The sequence below is a fragment of the Streptomyces sp. NPDC006687 genome (assembly GCF_040636215.1).
Lineage (GTDB): Bacteria > Actinomycetota > Actinomycetes > Streptomycetales > Streptomycetaceae > Streptomyces.
Genome location: NZ_JBEYJJ010000009.1, coordinates 59952 through 81355 on the forward strand (window position 1 = coordinate 59952; position 21404 = coordinate 81355).

28 protein-coding genes are annotated in these 21404 nt (G+C 73.7%); 7 read left to right on the plus strand and 21 right to left on the minus strand.

The annotated features are described in order from the left end of the window. Positions 1-60: 60 nt before the first annotated feature. The 12 genes from ABZ716_RS13805 to gvpO form a co-directional block, all read right to left on the minus strand. Entirely contained in the window at positions 61-930 is an 870-nt protein-coding gene (locus ABZ716_RS13805; protein ID WP_358958830.1) for an MBL fold metallo-hydrolase, read from the minus strand. A gap of 254 nt (positions 931-1184) precedes the next feature. After that, positions 1185-1526: a hypothetical protein gene (locus ABZ716_RS13810; protein ID WP_358958832.1), complete on the minus strand. Its 342-nt coding sequence runs from the start codon at positions 1524-1526 to the stop codon at positions 1185-1187. A 60-nt stretch (positions 1527-1586) separates the two neighbouring features. After that, positions 1587-1859 carry a gas vesicle protein K gene (locus ABZ716_RS13815; RefSeq protein ID WP_358810880.1) on the minus strand — a complete coding sequence of 91 codons (273 nt, stop codon included), beginning with the start codon at positions 1857-1859 and terminating at the stop codon, positions 1587-1589. Continuing rightward, on the minus strand, positions 1856-2041 hold the full coding sequence (locus ABZ716_RS13820) for a gas vesicle protein (RefSeq protein WP_358810879.1): 186 nt from the start codon (positions 2039-2041) through the stop codon (positions 1856-1858). Before ABZ716_RS13820 ends, ABZ716_RS13815 begins: the two co-directional genes overlap by 4 nt. Continuing rightward, a complete protein-coding gene (locus tag ABZ716_RS13825; RefSeq protein WP_358958834.1) occupies positions 2038-2802 on the minus strand; it encodes a GvpL/GvpF family gas vesicle protein in 765 nt (254 codons plus the stop codon). The genes ABZ716_RS13820 and ABZ716_RS13825 overlap by 4 nt, the downstream gene beginning before the upstream one ends. Beyond that, complete coding sequence (locus ABZ716_RS13830; RefSeq protein WP_358810877.1) at positions 2799-3146, minus strand: gas vesicle protein; 348 nt, start codon at positions 3144-3146, stop codon at positions 2799-2801. The genes ABZ716_RS13825 and ABZ716_RS13830 overlap by 4 nt, the downstream gene beginning before the upstream one ends. Next, positions 3143-4222 carry an SRPBCC family protein gene (locus tag ABZ716_RS13835; RefSeq protein WP_358958836.1) on the minus strand — a complete coding sequence of 360 codons (1080 nt, stop codon included), beginning with the start codon at positions 4220-4222 and terminating at the stop codon, positions 3143-3145. Before ABZ716_RS13835 ends, ABZ716_RS13830 begins: the two co-directional genes overlap by 4 nt. Next, complete coding sequence (locus ABZ716_RS13840) at positions 4215-4787, minus strand: DNA primase (RefSeq protein ID WP_358958838.1); 573 nt, start codon at positions 4785-4787, stop codon at positions 4215-4217. Before ABZ716_RS13840 ends, ABZ716_RS13835 begins: the two co-directional genes overlap by 8 nt. Positions 4788-4795: 8 nt before the next feature. Then, entirely contained in the window at positions 4796-5032 is a 237-nt protein-coding gene (locus ABZ716_RS13845; RefSeq protein ID WP_358958840.1) for a gas vesicle protein GvpG, read from the minus strand. A 5-nt stretch (positions 5033-5037) separates the two neighbouring features. Then, a complete protein-coding gene (locus tag ABZ716_RS13850; protein WP_358958842.1) occupies positions 5038-5757 on the minus strand; it encodes a GvpL/GvpF family gas vesicle protein in 720 nt (239 codons plus the stop codon). Next, the gene (locus ABZ716_RS13855) at positions 5754-6185 is read right to left on the minus strand and encodes a gas vesicle structural protein GvpA (protein ID WP_351887873.1); all 432 of its coding nucleotides are present in this window, start codon (positions 6183-6185) and stop codon (positions 5754-5756) included. Before ABZ716_RS13855 ends, ABZ716_RS13850 begins: the two co-directional genes overlap by 4 nt. A gap of 46 nt (positions 6186-6231) precedes the next feature. Next, positions 6232-6543, minus strand: coding sequence for a gas vesicle protein GvpO (gene gvpO / locus ABZ716_RS13860; RefSeq protein WP_351887869.1), 312 nt, complete (start codon positions 6541-6543; stop codon positions 6232-6234). Between the two features lie 191 nt (positions 6544-6734). On the opposite strand from gvpO, the gene ABZ716_RS13865 reads away from it, so the two are divergent. Continuing rightward, complete coding sequence (locus ABZ716_RS13865) at positions 6735-7001, plus strand: DUF4404 family protein (RefSeq protein WP_358958844.1); 267 nt, start codon at positions 6735-6737, stop codon at positions 6999-7001. A gap of 25 nt (positions 7002-7026) precedes the next feature. Next, a complete protein-coding gene (locus ABZ716_RS13870; RefSeq protein ID WP_358958846.1) occupies positions 7027-8049 on the plus strand; it encodes a magnesium and cobalt transport protein CorA in 1023 nt (340 codons plus the stop codon). An 8-nt stretch (positions 8050-8057) separates the two neighbouring features. Here the strand turns inward: ABZ716_RS13870 and ABZ716_RS13875 are convergent, their stop codons facing one another. Further along, complete coding sequence (locus ABZ716_RS13875; protein WP_358958848.1) at positions 8058-8588, minus strand: hypothetical protein; 531 nt, start codon at positions 8586-8588, stop codon at positions 8058-8060. Between the two features lie 72 nt (positions 8589-8660). Beyond that, entirely contained in the window at positions 8661-9140 is a 480-nt protein-coding gene (locus tag ABZ716_RS13880; protein ID WP_358958850.1) for a cupin domain-containing protein, read from the minus strand. A gap of 75 nt (positions 9141-9215) precedes the next feature. On the opposite strand from ABZ716_RS13880, the gene ABZ716_RS13885 reads away from it, so the two are divergent. Beyond that, a complete protein-coding gene (locus ABZ716_RS13885) occupies positions 9216-10085 on the plus strand; it encodes a LysR substrate-binding domain-containing protein (protein ID WP_358958852.1) in 870 nt (289 codons plus the stop codon). Here the strand turns inward: ABZ716_RS13885 and ABZ716_RS13890 are convergent. Next, complete coding sequence (locus ABZ716_RS13890; protein WP_358958855.1) at positions 10063-10911, minus strand: MurR/RpiR family transcriptional regulator; 849 nt, start codon at positions 10909-10911, stop codon at positions 10063-10065. The genes ABZ716_RS13885 and ABZ716_RS13890 overlap by 23 nt on opposite strands. 60 nt (positions 10912-10971) lie before the next feature. Here ABZ716_RS13890 and ABZ716_RS13895 point away from each other — a divergent pair, with 60 nt between their 5' ends. Then, complete coding sequence (locus ABZ716_RS13895; protein WP_358958858.1) at positions 10972-11847, plus strand: DMT family transporter; 876 nt, start codon at positions 10972-10974, stop codon at positions 11845-11847. Positions 11848-11868: 21 nt separating this feature from the next. On the opposite strand, the gene ABZ716_RS13900 is transcribed toward ABZ716_RS13895, so the two are convergent. The 3 genes from ABZ716_RS13900 to ABZ716_RS13910 form a co-directional block, all read right to left on the minus strand. Continuing rightward, positions 11869-12243 carry a hypothetical protein gene (locus ABZ716_RS13900; RefSeq protein ID WP_358958861.1) on the minus strand — a complete coding sequence of 125 codons (375 nt, stop codon included), beginning with the start codon at positions 12241-12243 and terminating at the stop codon, positions 11869-11871. A gap of 101 nt (positions 12244-12344) precedes the next feature. Further along, a complete protein-coding gene (locus ABZ716_RS13905; protein WP_358958863.1) occupies positions 12345-14216 on the minus strand; it encodes a serine/threonine-protein kinase in 1872 nt (623 codons plus the stop codon). 16 nt (positions 14217-14232) lie between these two features. Next, the gene (locus tag ABZ716_RS13910; RefSeq protein WP_358958866.1) at positions 14233-14466 is read right to left on the minus strand and encodes a hypothetical protein; all 234 of its coding nucleotides are present in this window, start codon (positions 14464-14466) and stop codon (positions 14233-14235) included. A gap of 176 nt (positions 14467-14642) precedes the next feature. On the opposite strand from ABZ716_RS13910, the gene ABZ716_RS13915 reads away from it, so the two are divergent. Beyond that, a complete protein-coding gene (locus ABZ716_RS13915) occupies positions 14643-17153 on the plus strand; it encodes a helix-turn-helix domain-containing protein (RefSeq protein WP_358958868.1) in 2511 nt (836 codons plus the stop codon). A gap of 24 nt (positions 17154-17177) precedes the next feature. Here ABZ716_RS13915 and ABZ716_RS13920 read toward each other — a convergent pair whose 3' ends face one another. After that, positions 17178-17564 (minus strand): glyoxalase superfamily protein, encoded by a 387-nt coding sequence (locus tag ABZ716_RS13920; RefSeq protein ID WP_358958870.1) that lies wholly within the window; start codon positions 17562-17564, stop codon positions 17178-17180. A 185-nt stretch (positions 17565-17749) separates the two neighbouring features. Here ABZ716_RS13920 and ABZ716_RS13925 point away from each other — a divergent pair, with 185 nt between their 5' ends. Then, positions 17750-18046: a WhiB family transcriptional regulator gene (locus ABZ716_RS13925; RefSeq protein ID WP_358958873.1), complete on the plus strand. Its 297-nt coding sequence runs from the start codon at positions 17750-17752 to the stop codon at positions 18044-18046. Positions 18047-18085: 39 nt separating this feature from the next. Here ABZ716_RS13925 and ABZ716_RS13930 read toward each other — a convergent pair whose 3' ends face one another. Continuing rightward, positions 18086-18682, minus strand: coding sequence for a TetR/AcrR family transcriptional regulator (locus ABZ716_RS13930; protein ID WP_358958875.1), 597 nt, complete (start codon positions 18680-18682; stop codon positions 18086-18088). Between the two features lie 92 nt (positions 18683-18774). Here ABZ716_RS13930 and ABZ716_RS13935 point away from each other — a divergent pair, with 92 nt between their 5' ends. Beyond that, positions 18775-19563, plus strand: a complete 789-nt coding sequence (locus ABZ716_RS13935) for an SDR family oxidoreductase (protein WP_358958877.1) — start codon at positions 18775-18777, stop codon at positions 19561-19563. A gap of 75 nt (positions 19564-19638) precedes the next feature. Here the strand turns inward: ABZ716_RS13935 and ABZ716_RS13940 are convergent, their stop codons facing one another. Beyond that, positions 19639-21258 (minus strand): putative glycoside hydrolase, encoded by a 1620-nt coding sequence (locus ABZ716_RS13940; protein ID WP_358810858.1) that lies wholly within the window; start codon positions 21256-21258, stop codon positions 19639-19641. Positions 21259-21404 lie beyond the last annotated feature (146 nt).

Genomic DNA, 21404 nt, shown 5'->3' on the forward strand with positions numbered 1-21404 from the left:
CGCTGTGCGGCAGGTCCGGGGAGGCGGTGGAGGGTCAGCAAGTCGGCCGAGGCGGGGCTTCTACCACTGGACTGCGGTGAAGTCGATGGGGCGGGGGCGGAGCCGTTGGGTGCGGGTGGTCAGCTCGCTGAGGCGGCGGGACATCTCGTCGGCGGGGAGCCGGTGGCGGTCTCCGTGGCCCGGCAGGACCCATTCGAACCGCAGGTGCCCGGCTGTCCTGGTGAGGGAGGTGGCCAGCTCCTCGATGGAGTACCAGGTCACGCTGTCGGCGACGGCCAGGTCGCCGGTGGCGCGTGACCAGTAGAAGCTGTCGCCGCTGAAGCAGTACCGGTCATCGGCGAGGTAGAGGACGCTGCCCTGGGTATGGCCGGGCAGCGGGTGAGCGGTGACACCCTGGCCGATCTCCACTGGGTCGAGGCCCCGTATCACCTGGTCGGCGTCGGGTGCGGCATCGAGGTCGCCCTCGTGGATCCACAGCCGGGCGCCGAAACGGTCCGCGTAGCGGCGGCCGTGGGCGGCGTGGTCGCGGTGGGTGAGCAGCACATCGGTGACCGGACCGAAGGCCGAGTACCGATCGGCCAGTTGGCGGCTCCAGCGGGGCGTGTCGACCATCATGACGGTGCCGTCGGGGCGTAGGAGCAGGTAGGAGTTGGCTCCTGCGGTGTGGCGGGAGTTGTGGCCGCACAGCAGTACGCCGCTGTCCAAGGGCATCGGGAAGGGATCGAGCCGCTGGTCCGGTCGGCCGGAGAGGGGGCGGATGGAGCGGGTGGGGCAGGCGAAGACGGCCGCGTGTAAGCGCCGGGTCTCCGCTTCGTCGCGCGGTGGGCGCCGGATCCGGGACCTTCCGTCGGCCTCTTCGATCAGGTCGGGTGCGAGCTGCCGCGCGACATCGCAGTTGAAGCAGCGGTCGTCCACGTACCAGCCGTCCATGGGGGTCCTTCCTCGGCGGATATCAGCCCTGGGGGCAGCGGCCCCGAACAGGGGCGCTGCCCGTCCAGGAATACCCGAGGCGCCGGACGAAGCGGAAGGACCGCCGATCTTGTGTTTCCGGGCGTGGGCTGCTCTGCCGGAGCCATACGGACGCGTGGTCGGATGTGGCTGTGGGCGAAGATTCCGCGGGGCGGCCCGGGCGCGAGGGCCCGGGCCGAGCAGGCCCGTCACGGTGGGACGTGCTCCGGTGCGGGCTAGATGCGGCCGCCGGTGAGGCGCGACAGGGGGCCGCGGGTGCGGCGGCCCGAGCGGTGGCCCAGGGTGTAGGCGGTGGTCAGGGCGGCTGCGCCGGCGGTGGCGGCACCGGCCGCGAGGGCCTTTCGGGCCCGGATCGCGGTCCAGATCCAGCCGGCTCGGCCGACGCTGCCGCGCAGCGCCTGCGCCGCGGCCGCGGTCTTCTCCGCCAGCGGTGCGGGGAGGACGGTCGGGAACCCCTCGGTGGCGCTCGCCGCGGCGGCTGCCTGGGGGCGGGCCTTGGTTCCGTTGGCGGAACTACGGGGCCTGGACTGGGTGTTGGAGTTCTTCGATTCGGTCATGTCCCGCTTGTGGCCGGGAGTACGTACGGTAAACCACTCCGGGGTGATGGGTTTTGGCGCTCACAGCAGCTTTCCCAGGGGTCCCAGGTCGATGTTGAGGTCCTCCGGACGCAGCCCGAAGCGGCTGCGCAGGAGTTCCATCCGGTCCTCCAGAAGCATCAGGGTCAGGCCGAGGCGCTCCTCCTGGTCCTCCGACAGGTCGCCGGTCTCGACGCGGCGCAGGGCCTGGCGTTCCATCAGCTGCCGCAACAGTTCGATGACGGTCAGGACGAGGCGGGCCAGATCGCGTTCGACGGTGTCGGGGTCGAGGTCCACCCGCTGTGGGCGGCTCATGGCGTTCCCTCCCTCCAGGGTGTGGGGACCGCGTCGTTCACCGAGCTGATCAGGGCTTTCAGGTCGATGCGTACGAGGTCTACGTCGGCGATGCGCAGGGTGATGTCGCCGGCGAGGACCACCCCGCCCGCCAGCAGGCGGTCGAGGAGGTCGACGAGGGCGATGTCCTGGTCCCCGGTCATGCGGGCTCGGCGGTGTGGGTGAACGAGTAGGGGACCCAGGGGCCGGTGATCTCCACCCGGGTGCCCGGCGGCAGTTCGTCGGCCGTGGGGACCTTGTCGAGGAAGGTCTGGCGGTGCGTGGTGGGCACGAGGTAGGCGGCGTTGAGGACGTTCTGGCCGGGGGCGCCCGAGAGTTGCTGCTGCTGGGGCGGGTGGAGCACGGCGGCGCTCGCCTCCCGGGTCAGCCGGTGGTGGAGGGCCTCGGCCGCCCGCCGGGCCTGGCCGGTGCGGTCGGCTTCGGCCCGGCGGTCGGCGAGGCGGCGGCGGAGGTAGTCCCGTCCGGACGCGGTCGTGGGAGCCTCCGGCGGTGATGCGGAGGGGGGCTGGGTGTGGAGTTTCACGCCCCATTCCTCCGCGCCCGTCAGCCGTTCCAGTGCCGCGTCGAGGGGCTCGTAGGCGTCGGCCAGCATCCGCTCGACGCCGGAGCTGCCACGGCAGAGCGTGGCCAGGCGCAGCGGCACCGTGGTGGTGTGGCGGCCGAGGTCGGCGACCACGCCGTGGTGGGCGCGCGCCACCTCGGCGAGCCAGTCCAGGTCCTCCAGGTGCGCGCGCAGCGGCCCTTCGTCGAAGTCGGCCGGTGCGACCGGTTCCACGACCGCCGTGAGGCCCCGGTACGTGACCGGGCGCAGGCCCTCGCCCAAGTGGGAGCGGGCGTCGAGGGAGAGAGGCTGCGACTCCTGGTTTCGGAGGACGGCGTAGACGTAGAGCAGTTCGTCCGTCACGGAAGTTCCTCCTGGCGCGCTTCCAGTTCCGTGATCCGGCGGCGCAGTTCCTCGTTCTCCTTGCCCAGTTCGCGGTGGCGTGCCTTGGAGGACAGGGCCGGATCCTGCTCCCACCAGTCGATTCCCATCTCCTTGGCCCGCTCGACGGAGGCGACCACGAGGCGCAGCTTGATGGTGAGCAGTTCGATGTCGAGGAGGTTGATGCGGATGTCACCGGCGATGACCACGCCCTTGTCGAGGACCCGTTCGAGGATGTCGGCGAGGTTGGCGCTGGAGTTGTCGTCGTAGGAGGGCCGGGGCAGGCCGGAGCCGGAGGAGGAGGGGGAGTTCGGTGAGGGCATCATGCGCGTGCGTGCCGTCGGGTCGCGCGGCGGGCGCGGGGCCGGGCGGGTTCCGGGTCCTCGTCCGGGTCCTCGTCCGGGTCGACGTCCGCGTCCATGTCAGCGCCGTCGTCCGGGTCCAGATCCGCGTCTGCGTCCGGGTCCAGGTCCGCGTCCGGGTCGTCGGCCTGGTCGTCGTAGGGTTCCGGGTCGTCCTCGTAGGTGTCCTCGTACGTGACGTCGTCCGCCGCCTCGTCGTCGGCTTCGGGGGGTTCGGGATCCTCGCCCTCCTGGGCCGGGTCGACGAGTTCGCCCTCGTGGACCTCGCCGCGCCGGCCGTCCGGCTCGCCGCCCTTGACGGTGAGGTAGCGGGCGTAGTTCTTCAGGTCCAGGCGTACGCGCCGGCCCTGGGCGCGCCAGAGGTTGGCGGTCTTCTCCATCAGGCCGCGCGGGTGGTATTCGATGACGAGCAGGACGCGGGTGAGGTCGACGGTGAGCTCGTGGAAGGTCACCACCCCGCGCGTGGTGCCCTTGTCGCCTTCGGACGTCCAGGCGATGCGCTCGTCGGGCACCTGCTCGGTGATGTGGGACCTCCAGGTGCGGCGGGACCAGAAGATCTTGGCGTTCCACTCGCTGGTGGTCTCGTCGGTGGCTTCGGCGCTGGTGACGCCTCGCGCGAAGTCGGGGAAGTCGCGGTAGCGCGTCCACTGGTTGTAGGCGTCCTCGACGGGGACGCCGACGTCCACCGATTCGAGGATGGCGGTGGGACGGCCCCGGCCGGGCTTGCCGCCGCGCCGGCCCAGCCGTTCGCGTACCGCGCTCGCCGCCTTGTCCTTGGCCTGCTTCGCCCCGGCTTCGACGACCGCCCTGAGCGGTCCGCGGCCCTTGCCGATCCTGCGGGCGCCGTCCAGGGCCATGGCCTTCAGCCCGGGGCTGCTGCCGTCGGCCAGGGCGTTGAGGTGGGCGGTGGAGCGGCCCAGGGCGCGGCCGGCGCCTGCCAGGAGGCGTTCGGTCTGGGCCATCAGGTACGCCTCCAGTTCCTGCTTGGCCCGGTCCGCGGCGGGGCTGTCCTTCAGTCGCGCCAGTGCTGTCTCAGGCATCCTCGTCACCGCCCCGGCCCCGGCCCGTGGACCGCTTCGCGGTGGTGCGCCGGGCCTGCGGCTTGTCCGCGTCGCTGCCGGTGTGGCCGTCGGCGGTCTTGCGGCTGCCGCTCTTGTTCGTGCCCCGGTTCTTGGCCGTGGAGGCTGCGGTGCGGCGGTTGGTGGTGCGGCCGGCCGGCCGCTTGCGGGCCGGCCGGTCGTCGGACTCGTCACCCTCGTCCTCGTCGGCTGCGCCGGGCTTGTCGTCGCGGCCCGTCAGACCCGCCAGGCGGTCCTGTACGTCCAGGGTGCGGTCGTGGAGCCGGTCGGCGACCGCCTCCAGGCGGCGGTCGACCAGGGCGCCGGCCGCCGCCGCCCCCACCCCGCGCAGGTCCGTGCGCAGTTGCTCGCGTATTTCCTTCAACTGGGGGCTGTTGTTCAAGTGCTGGCCCAGGAAGGAGGCGACCGAAGCTCCGTCGGGTGCGAGTTTGCGGCCGAGCACGAGGGTGGTCAGGCCGAAGGCCAGCTTGGCCTTCTTCGTGCGGCCCAGCACATAGCCGGCGCCGACTGCCAGTCCCATTGCCATGCGGGGGTTCATAGCCGTCGCATCCTGCTTTCCAGTCGGGCCAGGAGTTCGTCCTCCCGGCGGTCGAATTCGGCCTCGTCCATCGCGCCCGCCTCGAATGCCTCGACGAGCCGGGCGAGCTCGCGCTGGACCACGGCGGGGTCGTAGTACTGCCGCTCCGCTTCCGCGACGACCTGACGCAGGACCCATCCGGTCCCGCGCAGCGGCGCGGCAGGGAACAGCAGCACTTCCTTGAGCAGGCCCACCCCGCTCAGCCCGCCTCGGCGAAGCTGTACGGGGGCAGGGGGCCGGTCGCCTGTATCTGGAGGTGCTCATGCTGCTCGTGCAGCCCGCGCACGGCGGCGAGGAACTCCTCCCGGCGCTCGCGGTCGACGAGGAACGAGTAGTTGGCCAGCCACCCGGTGCCCTCGGGGCCCCGGCGGACCCCTTCGGCGAGCGGGGCGAGGGTGCGCTCGATCAGCTCGGCGTCGGTCCGCTCCCGCTCGGACACGGCCCGGGCGACGAGTTCGCCGAAGGCGAGTTTCTCCTCGTGGGTGCCGCCGCCCGACGCGCGGTTGGCCAGGTGGCGGGCGCGGAGTTCGGGATCGGCGGCCAGTACGGCGTACAGGACGGCGTCCTCGTCGTGGTTGGCCTTGACGTTGTACTCGTCGCGCCCGGTCAGGACCGTCAGCCGCTCCACGTACGCGTCGTGGTGCTCGCTGAGGACCGCGCCGACGGCCTCGTCGTCGGGTGAGACACCGCCGAAGCGCATGGGCAGTACGGGGCCGCCCGCCTGCGCCTGGATCACCACCCGCTGGTGGGCGAGGAGGTCGCGCCGCTTCGCCTTGAGTTCCGCGGGGGCGTCGCTGACCAGGGCGACCAGTTCGCCGGCCCGTACGGTGCGCACCGGAAGGGGCGGCTCGCCGATTCCCTCGATGGTGTCGGGCAGTTGCTGCGAGGCACGCGTGATGCCGTAGACGTAGGTGCTCATTCCTTCTCCTCCCTGCGGGTGGCGGTGCGGCGGCGCGGCCGGCTTTCGCTCTTCTCCTCGGAGCTTTCTTCGCGGGCCTGGCTGAAGGCGTCGGAGATGGTCTGCGCGGCGCCGCTGAGGGCGCCCTTGGTCTTGCCGCGCGCGCCGGATTCGGTCATCTCCCCGACGAGGTCGGGCAGGCCCGGGCTCTTGCGGGGGCCCGCTTCCAGGTCGAGCCGGTTACACGCCTCGGCGAAGCGCAGGTAGGTGTCCACGCTGGCCACGACCACGCGGATGTCTATCTTGAGGATCTCGATGCCGACCAGGGAGACCCGTACGAACGCGTCGATGACCAGGCCGCGGTCCAGGATCAGTTCGAGTACGTCGTACAGGCCGCTGGAGCCACCGCCCGAGGCGGCGGGTGCGGGCTGCGCAGGAACGACAGTCATAGTTCCGGTTCCCTTTCTCTGGGGTAGGGCCGGGAGTTGCCGCGGTTCAGCGGCGGTCCGAACGACCCCTTTCGTAGCGGCGGGTGCGTCGGTAGCCGAGGAGCTCGCCGTCGGCGTCGACCTCGACGTCGTAGGAGGCGAGCAGTGTCATCGTGTCCGGGACGCGGGGCAGCTCGACGATCTCGACCTTGAGGTTCCAGGTGCCGTCGTCGGCGCGCTCACAGGAACTCACCGCTTCGGCCGGCAGGCCGAGCAGCTGGGACAGCTGCTGCATCGCCGAAAGGATCACCGCTGCCGGGCGCGGGGGCTTGCCTCCGTCCGCCTTCTTGTGTGTGTCGTTGTCCGATGTGTTGGCCATGACTTCCTCCCTGGTGCGTATGGCCGACTGGTCCGGGCTGAAACAGCCCGGATTCCGGTGTGAGCTGAGTCCGCCTCAGAGGATCCGGATCATGGGGGGCGTTTGCGGGTAGTGAAGACGCTGTCGGGCCGGCGCCGGGGACGGTCACGCGGCCCGGCCCGAGCCCCCGAGGAACAGTGGAGGAGAATCCGATGTCCGAGCAGGACGATCTGCGTCAGCGGTTGCGGTCGCTGCGCCAGGAGCTTGAGGAGCAGCCGGCGCTCTCGGCGCGTGAGCGCGAGGACGTCCGTGCGCTGATCGAGGCCATCGAGGACCGGCTCCGGACGGGTGGGCACGCCTCGCACTCCGGTCTGTCCGACCGCGTGAACCTGGCGGTGGAGCGCTTCGAAGTCCGCCATCCCCAGGTCTCCGGGGCGCTGCACGGGATCGGTGTGGCTCTGGCCAACGCCGGCATCTAGCGGCCGCGGGGTGCATGAAATCGGCGTGGCGAAGCATCCGGGTGTCATGGAATGCGTGATGTACGAGGAACGCTCCGGGCGGTCGGAGACGGTGGAGTGCGGCCTGGAGGACGATTCCTGCCAGCTGGTGCTGAAACGGCTGCGCGGGCTGGGCGAGGGCGAGTTCGGCTGGGTGCGGCTGGTCGATCCGGCCGAGTCCGAGCTGGTGCGGCTGGCCGGGGAGCTGGGCCTGCATCCGCTGGCGGTGGAGGACGCGGTCCAGGCGCGGCAGCGTCCTAAGCGGGAACGTTTCGGTGATGTGCTGGCCGTCGCGTTGAAGACGCTCTGGTACGTCGACGCGGAGTCGGCGGTGGAGACGGGGCAGCTGATGGTCTTCGTGGGCCCCCGGTACGTGCTGACCGTACGCCACGGGCCGGTGGACCCGGCGGGGGAAGCGGCCCGCCGGCTGGCAGCCGACCCCGGCATGCTGCGGTTCGGCCCGATGGCCGTTCTGCACGCCCTCCTCGACGTGGTCGTGGACGACTACGGCGACTGCGCCGACAAGGTGCGGGCCGCGCTCACCGCGCTGGAGGACCGCGTCTTCTCCCCCTCCCGGGTCGACCACACCGAGGCGATCTACTCCCTCAAGCGGGAGGTACGGGAGTTCCGCGACGCGGTGCTGCCCCTCGTCCCGGTCCTCCAGGGACTCCTCGCCGGCCCGCGCGAGGGCGGTCCGCAGCATCCGCCGAAGGTGCTCCCCTACTTCCGGGACGTGGAGGACCACCTGAACCGCACCGCCACCGAGGTACGGTCGCTGGACGAGCTGCTGACTTCGGTCCTGGACGCCCAGCAGGCACGGGTGGGCACCTGGCAGAACGACGACATGCGGCGGATCTCGGCCTGGGCGGCGATCTTCGCCATTCCGACCATGGTCGCCGGGGTGTACGGGATGAACTTCGAGCACATGCCGGAGCTCCGGTGGAGCCTCGGCTACCCCCTCGCCCTCGCCCTCATGGCCCTGGCGTCCGGGCTCCTCTACCGCGCCTTCCGCCGCAACGGCTGGCTCTGACCGCCGTCCTACAGCTGGTCTCCCCTGCCGGCCCGTTCCGGAGGGTGCGTCCCGCCGCCGTCCTTGATGTCCACCGCGCAGGTGCGTCGGTCGTGGGACTGGTCGTTGGGGATGAACAGCACGCCGACGACCTGCTCGGGGTGCTCGACGTCGAGCCACTCGTCATCCGCGGGGGCGCCGTCCCGCGCGGGCCGCGCCTCGGAGGCGTAGACCGTCCGACAGCCCAGCGCCACGCGCCCCTTGTCGACGGCGCAGACGTCCAGTGCGGGGCCGGGTGTCCTGTCGGCGCCGTCGAAGCGGTAGTGGAAGTGGACCTTGTCGCCTTCGGAGGGCACCTGCGGGTGGGGTTCGAGGCGCCAGTCGACGACCGCGGCGGTGACGCCGAGAGGCCGCCCGGACGTGTCCTCGGCCCGCACGCTGACACCGGCCTCGCCGCGCTCCGCGGTCGTGTCGGTGCAGCCCCAGGCTGCGGAGCAGCCGGACAGGGCGAGCAGGACCAGCGCCAACGGGGCACCGGCACGTATCCGTGCAGGGAACACTGGGACGACCTCCGGTCGGGGTGGGGCGGAGCAGTGTATCCCCGTGGACCGGGCGGGCAGCGGGACGGGGGTTCAGGTGCGGTGGCCGGGGGCGGGGGTGGTGGCGTAGCGGGTCATGGTGGCGAGGGTGTCCTCGGGGGTGAGGGGGCGGCCCGTGGTGAGCATCCGCTGGAGGTCGCGGAAGTACTGCACGTAGTGGCCGGGGGTGAAGACGCTGAGCATGACGGCGGGCCGGCCGGTCAGGTTGGCGAAGGTGTGGGGGGTGCCGGGCGGGACCATGACGAGCGTGCCCGCGGTGGCGTCGTGTTCCGTGGTGCCGACGGTGAACCTGACCGTGCCGGAGAGGATGTAGAAGCCCTCGTCATGTCGCTCGTGGCGGTGCTGGGGCGGCCCTTCGGTGTGCGGGGCCAGGACGGATTCGGTGATCGCCAGGCGGTGCCCGGTGTGGCTGCCGTCCTCCAGAACGCGCATGTGCGTGGTGCCCAGGATGATGGTCTCGCCGTCGCCGGAACCGACCACTGACAGGGTGTTCTCTTCTTCGGTCATGGTCATCAGTGCACCGCCGGGGGCCTGACGGTGTCCAAGACCCGTTGCGTGGCGCCGATACCTCATCGGTATCGTCGCAGCGTGGAGTTACGGACCTTGCGTTACTTCGTGGCGGTCGCCGAGGAACGCCACTTCGGCCGGGCCGCCGCCCGGCTGCACATGAGTCAGCCGCCGCTGAGCCGGGCGGTCAAGCAGCTGGAAGCCGAGGTCGGAGCCCCGCTGTTCGCCCGCTCGCCTGCGGGGGTCACGCTCACCGCGGTGGGCTCGGTGCTGCTCGACGAGGCGCGGGCGCTGCTCGGCCATGCCGACCGCGTCCGGGAACGGGTGCGCGCGGCGGCCGGCTCCGGAAGCCTCGCCATCGGCATCCTGGGCGACGGCACCGACCCCGGAGTGGCCCGGGTGGCCGCCGCCTTCCGGCGCAGCCGTCCCGGTGTCGACATCCGCGTCCGCGACACCGATCTGACCGACCCCACCTGCGGGTTGCGCGCCGGGCTGGTCGATGTCGCGCTGACCCGGGCGCCGTTCGACGAGACGGCCCTGGCGGTGCGCACCCTGCGGGCCGACCCGGTCGGCGTGGTGCTGCGCGCCGACGATCCGCTGGCCCGTCGCGGCGGGCTGCGGCTGGCCGAGCTGTGCGACCGCCGCTGGTTCCGGTTCCCTCAGGGCACCGATCCGGTCTGGCAGGCGTACTGGCACGGTGGCGGCCCACGCGAGGGCCCCGTCGTGCGCGGCGTCCAGGAATGCCTGCAGGCCGTGCTGTGGAACGGCACCGTCGGCCTGGCCCCGCTCGGGCACCGCCTGCCGGCGGAGCTGGCGGTGGTGCCGCTGACCGATATGCCGCCGAGCCGCGTGGTGGCGGTGTGGAACGCGGGTGACAGCAACCCGTTGGTCCGGTCCTTCGTGGAGAGCGCGGCGAGCGCGTACGCCGTCAGTACGAGTGGGCCGCCGTGACGGCTGCGGACAGGTGCAGGGACGCTTCGGCCGGGGCGCCGCGGAGGTGTTTCAGGGTGAGGGTGAGGGCGTCGACCACCGCGAGGTGGGCCAGGCGGCTGGCGACCGTTTCGAGGCCGAAGACCAGGTCCTGGCCGCCCGCGACCAGGGTGCAGTCGGCGGTCTCGCTCAGTGGTGAGCGGGCGTAGCTGGTGAGGGCGACGACCCGGGCGCCGGCCCCTCGGGCGCGCTGGGCGGTGTCGACCGTGCTGCGGGTGGCGCCCGTGTGGCTGACGGCCAGACAGGTGTCGGCGGCGGTGAGCCGGGAGGCGGCCAGCTGCGCGGTCAGCGGGTCGGCGGGAGCGTCGACCGCGAGGCCGAGGGCGCGCAGCCGGTAGGCGGTGTCCAGGACGACGGCGCCGGACAGTCCCGCCCCGGCGACGAGGACCCGGGGGGCGGAGTCGAGCAGCCCGGCCGCCGTGCGCAGCTGGTCCGGGGTCACCGTCGCGGTCAGTCCGTCCAGCGCCTCCCGGGCGGCGCGGACCGTGTCGGCCAGGGCCCGGGCGGCCGGGTCCCGGTCACGGGACGGTTCCGGGGCGGGCGCCTGCCGGGCGGCGGCGATCTTCAGCTCCTGGTACCCGCGGAACCCCAGCCGCTGGCAGGCCCGTACGACGGAGGACGGTGCGGTGCCGGCCAGGGCGGCGACGTCGCTGACGCTGAGGTGCACCACCTCCGCTCCCTTGTCCAGGACGACCTGCGCCACCCGGGCCTCGGTGTCGCGCAGCTCGGGCAGGCGGGCCCGGATGTGGGCGGCGAGCCCGCCCGTGGGTGCGGAATGAATTTCCATGTTGTTAGATTACCAAGGAATTCCGTTCCAGCACCTTGCTCTCTGCCGTGAGGAGTGGTCGTGTCTGCCGATCTGCTGTCGGGGGCGGCCGCCGTGCCCGTCGTCGTTCTCGCCTCGGCGGTGCTGCACGCCGTCTGGAACGGCCTGGCACACGGGCTGCGGGACAAGCTGGCGGGCTTCACCCTCATCAGCCTCGCCTCCGCCGGCTGCGGGGCCGTCCTCGTCTGCTTCGCCCCGCTGCCCGAGCCGGCGGCCTGGCCGTACATCGCCGCCTCGGCCGCGCTGCAGACGGCGTACCAGCTCCTGCTCCTGCGCGCCTACCAGCTGGGCGACTTCGGGCAGATGTACCCCACCGCCCGTGGCACCTCGCCGCTCGTGGTGGCGCTCGTCTCGACCGCCCTGCTGGGGCACTCCCTGCCCGCCGGCCAGGCCCTCGGCATCGCGGTGATCTCCTGCGGCCTGGCGGCCCTCGCCGTCGCCGACGGAATGCCCGGCCGCGCCCAGCTGCCCGCGCTGGCCGCCGCGCTCGGCACCGGGGTGATGATCGCCTCGTACACCCTCGTCGACGGCAGCGGGGTGCGCGTCTCGGGCAGCGTCTTCGGCTACATCGCCTGGCTCTTCCTCTGCCAGGGGCTCGTCCTGCCGGTCGTCGCCCGGGCCGTACGGGGCCCCGGACTGCTCACCGCGCTGCGCCCGCTGTGGGGCCGGGGGCTGGCCGGCGGGCTGCTCTCGCTGCTGGCGTACGGGCTCGTCGTGTGGGCGCAGTCGCGCGGTGATCTGGCCACCGTCGCGGCGTTGCGGGAGACCAGCATCGTCTTCGGCACGCTCATCGGGGCGGTCGTGTTCCGCGAACGCCTCGGCCACCGGCGGATCACCGCGAGCGTGACCGTCCTGGCGGGCATCGCGGTGCTCCAGCTCACCGGCGGCGGTTCCTGAGGGCCCGTGGCGGGGTTCCGGTCAGGGCGTGGTGAGGAGGTGTTCGGGGGCGCCGTCGAGGACGAAGCCGTTGTCGAGGCGGACCCTGACCGTCGCCCGGCTGCCCTCCTCCTGGAAGGCGGTCCATTCCGGTTCGAGGGCGGCGACCTCCTCCTCCAGGCGCTTGCGGCTCTCCTCGGGAATGGTGTGGCCGTAGTCGCCGAGCAGCGAGTTCAGCCGCTGGTACTCCAGGACCGCGTGGCTCGGGGGCCGGTCCGCGTCCACCCGCTCGACCGTGCCCCCGGTGCCCGCAGCCAGCCAGAGGCAGCCGGCGGCGGTCCCGGACGGGCCCGTGACCGCCTCGCCCAGTCCGATGTCCTCGGCGAGCCGCACCCGCTGGCCTTCCCTCAGGGTCATCGGTGGTTCGTCCCTCGTCTCGGCGCCTGCCGTGGGGGCACCCCGCGGCAGGACCATTATCGCGTCCCGCCGCCTCGGGATCGGGACGAGACGGGACGGGCTCAGCCGTTGTGGTAGAAGGTCGTGCAGAGCAGCACCGAGGCGTCGAGCATCGTCCACCACCGGTAGTCGGTGCTGTCCCCCTGGCTGCGGCGGCAGTTCGCGGTGGTCGGGTTCGCCGGGGCGCGGTAGACGCCGGTGATGTGCAGGATGTAGTCGTAGTCGGCCGGGATGCGGGTGGCCCGGCAGTCCACCAGGGTGAAGGTGCCGAGGACGGGCCGGTCGCTCGGCGCCTTGGCGAGGAGGCAGTAGCCGACGCGGAAGATGCGCGTCAGGCAGAGGTTGGTGCTCTTGTAGCGCCAGTTCGTCCGTCCGGACCCGCTGGGGCAGTCGCCCGAGGTGACGGAGCCGACCTGGACGTGCGCCTGCTCGCCGTCGCACCGGACGGGGCCGGGCGGGGCGTCCGCGTTCCACTTGTTGGGGACGCCGGTGTCGTACAGCGGCAGGCAGGAGCCCGCGGTGACCGCCTGGAACGCCTCCTCCCTGAGGTCCCGGGTGGCGGAGGGGGTGGGGTGGGCCGGTTCGGCCGCGGCGGATGCCGTGCTCTGCGCGTGCTCGGTGGCGGAGGACGTGGGGGTGGGCGTGGGCGTGGGGGTGGGCGTCGCTGTCGGGAAGAGCGGCCGGGTGGGCGCCGGGCGCGAGGAGAAGGCGGACGGGGACGGACCGCTCCCCGCTTGGGCGGCCGTCCCGCCGGCCCCCGTCCAGGGCTGCCAGGCGAGCAGCGCGACGGCGAGCAGCACGGCGGCGAACGCCCAGCCGCCCACGCCCGCGCCCCCGTTGCCGCCCGTCCCCCCTCCCCCGGCGGCCTGCCGGGCCAGCCTGCGGGCCTCCTCGGCCCGGCGGCGGCGCGCCGCCTCGGCACGGCGCTCCCGTTCCTGACGTGCGGCGGCCTCCCCCGGATCGGTCGGCTGCGGGATCCGCGGCGGCCCGGAGTCGGCGGGGGCTTCTCCCGTCCCGGAGCGGGGTGCGGCGGGTCCGGCGTCGAGGGCGCGGCCATGGGCCTCGTACGCGGTGATCGTCGCCGTCCACTCCACCGGCAGCCAGCGCCGCCCGCGGCGCTGGGCGGACACGGCGGCCGCCAGCACGGTGGCCAGGTCGGGACGGTCGCGCGGGTCGTGGGCCAGGCAGGGCTCGATCAGCGGGGCCAGGCGGCCGGGCAGCCCCGTCAGATCGACCCGTCCCCCCTGGACATGGGCCAGCAGCACCATCGCGGACTCCAGCCCGTCCCCGTAGGGCGGGCGTCCGACGGCCAGGTGGAAGAGGGTCGCGCCGAGGGAGAAGACGTCCGACGCGGCAGTCGACGCCTCCCCCCGCGCCTGTTCCGGCGAGGTGAAGGCGACCGTGCCCAGGGTGAGGGAGGTACGGGTGCGGTCCACGGCGTGCGAGATGCCGAAGTCGATCACGAGCGGGCCGGTCAGCGGCAGCAGGATGTTCTGCGGTTTGACGTCCCGGTGGACGATGCGGCTGCCGTGCAGGGACACCAGTGCCTGCAGCACGCCCGCCGCCACGGACGGCACCGCCCAGGCGGCCAGCGGCCCGTGCTCGCGCACGAGGTCCGCGAGGGAGGGGGCCGGTACGTACTGGATGGCCATCCAGGGCCGGGCGGCGCCGGGGTCGGCGTCGAGGACGCGGGCCGTGTACGCACCGTCGACCCGGCGGGCCAGCTCCACCTCCCGCGCGAACCGCTGCCGTTCGACCCGCCCCACCGGGCCCCGCGCGAGCAGCGTCTTCACCGCGACGAGCGGGCCCCCGCCCTCCGGGCGGGCCAGGTAGATCCGGCCCATGCCGCCGGAGTCCAGGCGCCACAGCAGGCGGTAGTCGCCCAGGCGTCGGGGATCGTCCGCGTCGAGACGGTGTACAGCGATGCCCGGCATGGGCGTCCTCCCTCGGTCAGCGCACGCACGCGGCCGCGACGATCAGGAACAGCACGAGGACGACGGCCGGCCCGGCGCAGCCGATGCCGCCGCCGCGGCCGGAATCCCGGACACCGGCCTCCACCTGCCCTCCCAGGCGCAGGCCCGGGTGGCGGCCCGCGTAGTGGTCCATGTGCTGGCGTTCGGCGACGGATTCGGGGCCCCAGGGGGTCTTGAACCCGCATTCGCCGCACCAGAAGCGGTACGCCATGGCTGTCCTCCTCGGCTCTCCGGCGGGCTGCCGGTGGTGCGTTCCTCCGTCTCCGAGCATCGAGTCGCCGCCCGCCGGGGTACAGGTCATGGCACCGGTCATGTATGACCGGCCGCCGGGCCGTTACGCTCACCTGCGGTCCGGACCGGTGGCCGGGCCGTGGGGAGGGGGGCCACGTGACGACCGACCGACTCGCGCTGCTGGGCGGGCTGTTGAAGGAGCTGCGGCGGCGGTCGGGGCTGACGCAGCAGCAGTTGGCGGAGAAGGCCGAGGTGAGTGAGAGCACCGTCAGGCGGCTGGAGAGCGGCCGGGCCCCGAACCCGACCCTGCAGTCGCTGGCGAGGCTCCAGGACGCGCTGGGGGCCGGGCCGCGCGAGCGCAGGCAGGTGGCCGAACTGCTTGCGAACGGGCCGGGAGGGGAGGCGGGGGCGGCCCGGGCGGCGGGGGTCTCCGGCGGGGCGACGGACGCGCAGGGGGCAATGGACGCGGACGGGACGCCGGACACGGACGGGACGCCGGGCGCGGACGGCGCGGGGCCCGGGCGGTTGCGGGCGCCCGCGGGGCCCTCCGGAACGCTGGTCCGCGACGAGGTCCTGGCCGCGGCCCGGGATCTGGCGCTGGAGGTGCGGCGCCGCTGGCGGCTGGAGGAGGAGCAGCGCCGGGTGCACGACCCCTTCCCGCTGCCGGTGCGGTGGCGGCGTACGGACGCCGCGCTCGGCGACCACGAGGCCAACGTCGAGCGACTGCTCCCGGGGGCCGCCGTCCCCCGCCCCGCCGACCTGAGCGGTGATCTGCCGACGGTGGCCGAGTTCTACCGGCGCAGGCCCTCCGGGCGCCTGGTGGTCCTCGGCCGGGCGGGCTCCGGCAAGTCGGTCCTCACGATCCGGTTCCTCCAGGACTTCCTGGAGTCCCGCTCCGCGGCCGACCGCGTTCCGGTGATCTTCAGTATCGGGTCGTGGGACCCGGCGGCCTCGACCCTGCGCGCGTGGATGGCCGAGCGGCTCGTACGCGACCACCCGCATCTGGCAGACCGCGTGGCGGGCTCCTCGACGGCCGGCGCCCTGGTCGAGGCCGATCTGGTCCTGCCGGTCCTGGACGGGTTCGACGAGCTCGCGGAGGGGCTGCGGGTGCGGGCCCTGGAGCGGCTGAACGAGTTCTCCTCCCCGCTCGTCCTCACCAGCCGGCGCGAGGAGTTCGCCGAGGCGGTCGAGGCGGCCGGTACTCCGCTGGTGTGGGCGGCGGTCATCGAGCTGGCCGATCTGACCGTCGAGGACGTGGCCTCGTACCTGCCGCGCACCGCCCGGCGGGCCCGTGACGCGGCCGGGACCGGCGCGTGGGACGGGGTGGTGGAGCGGCTGCGGGCCGGGGGCGGCGGCCGTGGCGCGGCCCTGGCCGGGGCCCTGCGCACGCCCTTGATGACCTCGCTGGCCCGGACCCTGTACAGCGAACGGCCCGGGGCCGACCCGGCCGAGCTGCTGGACGGGCGGGAGTTCCCCGACGAGAGCTCCATCGAGGAGCACCTCCTGGCGGGGTTCGTCCCGGCCGTGTACCGGTCGGGGCGGGGCCGGCGGAGCCCGGATCCGGAGCGGGCCGCGCACTGGCTCGGCTACCTCGCCCACCACCTGGCCGACCCCGACCGGGAGCGGCAGGACCTCGCCTGGTGGGAGATCGGCGACTTCCTGCCACGCGGCCGGCGCGTGCTGAGCGTGGTGCTGGCCGGCACGGTGTGCACGGTGCTGAGCACCTGGCTGATCGGCTTGCTGATCGGCCGGCTCCCGGTCTGGGTGACCCTCCTGCAGGGGGCGCTGATGGGTCCCGTCGCGGGGCTCGCCTTCGGCTTCGTGTACGCCGTCAGGCTCGCCCGGGGCGGCGGCAGTTTCGAACCCGCCTACGTACGGCTGCGCCTGCGCCTGCCGCGCGGCGCCCCGGTGGCGGGTCCCGGGCGGGGCGCGGCGGTGCGCGGCGGGCCGGTGCGGGCGTTCGCGGCGCGGTTCGGGGCGGTCATGGCGGGCGGGGCGGTGATGGGGGTGGGGTGCGGCTGCGCCCTGACGTTCCAGCGGCAGCTCTACTACGGGGTGCTGGCGCTGAACCTGGAGGTCCTGAAGGGGACGGCCGTGAACATGCTCGTCTTCGGGCTGGTCTTCGGCGCCGGGGCGGGGCTGGTGTTCGGCCTGCTGGCGGTCTTCGAGGCACCCCTGGACGTGGCCTCGGCGGCGGACCCGCCCAGTCTGCTCGCCGCCGACCGGGCGGTGGTGCGGTGGCAGCTCCTGGCCGTGGTGCCGCTGCTGTCCCTGTCGGTGGCGTTCGGCGGGGGGCTGATCGTGGCACTGCTGGACGGCGGTGTCCTCGGCGAGCTGAACTGGGAGAGGTGGGACGGGCTCTACATCGGGGCCGTCGCCGGCCTCGGGGGCGGGCTGTCGTACGCGCTCTCGTTCACCGCGTGGGGGTGCTGGGTGGTCCGGGCCAGGCTGTGGCTGCCGCTGACGGGCAGGCTGCCGTGGGACACGGCGGCGTTCCTGGACGACGCCTACCGGCGCGGGGTGCTGCGCCAGGCGGGGGCGGTGTACCAGTTCCGCCACGTCCGGCTCCAGCACCACCTGGGCCGGGAGTACCGGCGCCGCCAGACCGCACGCTCCCACCGCTGGGCTCCGGTGGAGGCGGACGGGGGGCGGGGGGACGCCGGCTGACGGGCCGTCGGGGGGCGGGGTGGTTCAGGGGCGGAAGCGGAGGGGGTGGTCCGCCGGGACCTCCACGAGGACGATGCGGACCCCGTCCGGGTCGGCGATCCACATCTCGATGAGCCCCCACGGCTCCTGCTGCGGCGGCCTGAGCACCTCAGCTCCCCGCTCCCGGAGCTCGCGGTGGGCCGCTTCCACGTCCTCCACCTGGAGCCACAGCCGCAGCCCGGGCGCGGGCGGGTCCTCGGCCCGGCCGGACAGTTCGAGGAAGCCGCCGCCGAGGAAGTAGACCGTGCCGCGTTCGGGGCCGGTGCCGAACTCGCGGTGGACGGCGAGGCCGAGGGTGTCCCCGTAGAAGGCGCGGGAGCGTTCGGGATCGGTGGGGCGCAGCAGGATCCTGCTGCCGAGTACGTGGACCATGGCCCCACCCTGCCCACGTCCGGGCCGGGTGATGCCCGCGTCCGCCGTCTCGCGTCTGCCGTCCGCGCGCCGGCGTGGGGAGGGCGGGGCGGGTGGGGCGCGCGTGCATGAAGGCGCGCATTCGGGTGATACGCGCCCCCACAGGGCGGTCGCGGAGGGCCGCCCCCCGCCGGAAGGAACAGCCCGTGAAGGCTCAGACCGTGGCCGACATCGCCCGTACGGACGTACTCTCCCACCCCCGGTTCGACGGGCCGTGCCGCACCGTCGCCCGGGACGTCTTCGCGCCGGGCACGCACGAGTCGGCCGCGGCCGCGCGGGAGCGGGAGGAGGCCGCCAAGGCGGTCTGCGGCGGCTGCCCGGTCCGGCTCCCCTGCCGCCGCCAGGCCCTGGCCGAGCGGGTCCTGGACGGCGTCCGCGGGGGCCTCACCCCGGAGGAGCGGCACGTCCTGCTGGCGCGGACGCGGCCTGTGGGCGCCTTCTGACCTGGCCGGCCGGCCGCGGGCCGGCGCGGGAGCCCGGGCCTACCGGCCGGGGCGGGCGAGGCCGGTGAGCAGGACGTCGAGGGCCAGGTCGGTGGCCTCTGCCAGCGGGGTGTCGTCCAGGAGGGAGCCGACGGCCAGGGTGGCCAGGCCGTGGACGGTGGAGAAGGCGACCTGGGCCAGGCGGGCCGGGTCGCCGGCGCGGACGGTTCCCTCCGCCTGGGCCTGGGCGATGAGCCCGGCGGTGGTGTCGAGGCTGCGGTGGCCGAGTTCCTTGAGCCCGGCGCTGGAGTCGTCGGCGTGCTTGGCGCTGAACATCAGGTCCAGCAGGGCGGCGTGGGTGACGGCGAACTCCACGTAGGCCCGTCCCAGTCCGGCCAGGCGGGCGGACACCGGCCCGGGGGCCTCGGCGGCGGCGCGCAGGCGCTCGTTGAGCCGGGTGAAGCCGCTGACGGCGAGGGCGTCCAGCAGGGCGCGGCGGTCGCGGAAGTGGCGGGACGGTGCGGCATGGCTCACACCGAGGTCGCGGGCGAGGGCGCGCAGCGACAGGCCGTCCGCGCCCGACTCGGCCAGGACGGCTTCCGCGCGCTCCAGCAGGGCGGCCCTGAGGTTTCCGTGGTGGTAGGGCCCCTCGGTCAAGGCGGGCTCCCCTCTCCTTATGTTGTCGTTGACTACAATGATGGCGTCGCCTACATTCAAGGCTGTCCCCCATGAAGACGGAGCAGCCGACGATGCCTATGACATACCAGGGAACCGTGGCCCTGATCACCGGGGCCAGTGCGGGCCTCGGAGTCGAGTTCGCCCGCCAGTGGGCCGAGCGCGGAGCCGACCTCGTTCTCGTCGCCCGCCGCCTCGACCGGCTCGAAGGGCTCGCGGCGGATCTGGAGAAGCGTTACGGCATCACGGCGCACGTGGTCGCCGCCGACCTCTCCCTGCCCGGCGCGGCCGCGGCGCTGCGCGCGGAGCTGGACGCCCGCGGGATCGCGGTCCACACGCTCGTCAACAACGCCGGCTTCGGCAGCCACGGCCCCTTCGTCCGCCAGGACCCGGCGCAGATCAACGAGATGATCCAGCTGAACGTGGTGGCCGTCGCCGAGCTCACCCGGGCGTTCCTGCCGGACCTCGCGGCCGACGGCCGGGGTGCGCTGGTGACCGTCGCGAGCTCGGCGGCGTACCAGCCGACGCCCGCGATGGCGGTCTACGGCGCCACCAAAGCCTTCGTGCTGAGCTTCACCGAGGCCGTCGGCTACGAGACCCGTACCTCTCCCCTGCGGGTGCTCGCCGTGTCACCGGGGCCCGTCAGCACGGAGTTCTTCGACGTCGTCGGCAGCCGTGACGTGGCCGTCGGCCGGATGGCCACGGCCGAGCAGGTCGTGACGGCCGCCCGCCGCGCGCTGGAGCGGGACCGGACCCCGCCCAGCATCGTGGCCGGCCTGGCCAACCGCGTCTCCGCCCTCGCCGCCGCCCTGAGCCCCCGCCGGGTGACCCTGGCGGTGACCGGGCGGCTGCTCAAAGCCTGACGCACCTCGGCGGGCCCCCGGAACCGGGGACCCGCCTCGTGCGCCGCCGTCGCCCCGGGGGGGCGGCGGGAGCGGTCAGTGCGCGGCGATCTGCTGGAGCGCCGCGCCCTGGTAGCGGGCGCCGGCGTTCCAGAGGATGAAGGACTCCATCTTGTTGGCCTCCGCGGCCTTGATCTGTGCGGCCACCTCGGCCGGGCCGTAGGTGCTTCCCATCGAGAAGTCCTGGAGCCACGGGACGATCTCGGTCTGCGTCCCCTTCGCCAGGCGGGCGAAGTCGGCGAGCGAGCGCTGCACGATCGCGTACGGGGAGGTGTCGGGCTGGGCGACGCCGTACTCCCCCGGCGCCCAGTGCGACGGGTAGACCATCGGCGCGACGTAGTCGGTGACCTTGACCAGGGCGGGGATGTCCTGGGCGATCTCGGTGGGCCGGGTCGCGGCGATCCCGAAGACCGAGACGCCGAGGTACTTCGCCTGCGGGCGCAGCGCCGTGCGGGTGTCGGCGACGAACGAGGTGATGGACTGCTCGGGCGTGGCGCTGCCGAGGCCCGGGAAGCGCATCTGTGACAGCGGGCCGTCGGGGCGGCGCACGTAGTCGTAGAGGATGTCGTCGAAGCCGAGCCGGGCCGCTTCGACGGCCAGGTCCTGGTTGTACTTGCGGACCGCGGGGTTGGCGAAGTTGGTGAAGGACAGGGCGCCGTAGTGGCCGCCGTTGTAGGGCTCTCCGGAGGGGGTCAGCACGAGCCGGTCCTGCTGGCCGGACTTCCAGGAGGCCGCGGCGAGCTTGGGGTCGCGGAAGGCCACGATGCGGCCGATGACCTGCGCCCCGGCCGCGTGGAGCTCGTCGATCGCCTTACGGGCGTCGTAGTAGCCCTTGGCCGCGCCGATCTGGCGGGCCAGCGGCACCTGGGAGGCGTATCCGACCTCGCCGTCCTCGTCCTTGACGTCCAGTTCGACGGCGTTGAGCTTGCCGCTGCGGACCAGGGCGAGGACGCCGCCGCGCAGCGTGTCGTCGCCCCAGCCGATGGCCGTGATGTGCGCGGCCCGGATCATCGGGCGGCGGCCCCGGGCGGAGACGTCCTTCGTGGTGGTGTTCCCGGCGCGGTCCACCGCCGTGACCGTGACGAGGGGGGTGCCCTTGGGCACGGTGGCCTTGAAGGCACCGGACTTGTCGAGGGGGATCTTCTTGCCGTTGACGGTCACTTCGGCGTCGCTGGAGGCGTTGCCGGTGATGGTCACGGGGGCGGAGGCGTTCTTGACCTCCGGGGCGGCCACCTTCAGCTCCGGCGGGGTGGTGTCCACGCTGAAGCCCACGACCTTGCGGTGCGAGGTGAAGGGGAGGCTGCTGTCGCCGTCCAGGACCAGGGTGTGCCGGCCTTCCTTCAGCTGCGGCAGGGCCAGCTTCATGCGGGCGCCGTCGGCCGTGAGGGGGACGGGGGCGCCGTCGAGGGTGGCGTGCAGGCCCTTGCCCCCGGCGGGGGCGCCGGCCCCCAGGTAGGCACTGACCTGTGCGGCGGCGCGCCCGCTCAGGACGGCGCCGTCGCTCACACCCTCGATGCCCGGGCCCGGGGCGAGGAACGTCCAGGCCCCGACGCCCGCGCCGGCCAGGGCGAGCGCCCCGGTCGTCGCTATGAGGGCGCCGCGGCGGGAGGGGCGGCGGGAGGGGGAACCGGAGCGGGATATGCGGGTGCGGGGCATCGTGGCGTCCTTCGTGCCGGGGGCGGGGACAGGGCCCGTTGTCGTCTCCATTCATTGCCGTCCTGGCGGCCGCTCGCCTCGCCCGGCCGAGATTTCACACGATCGGCCGCGACCGGTCCCGGCGTGGCGGCTACGCCGAGCAGGGG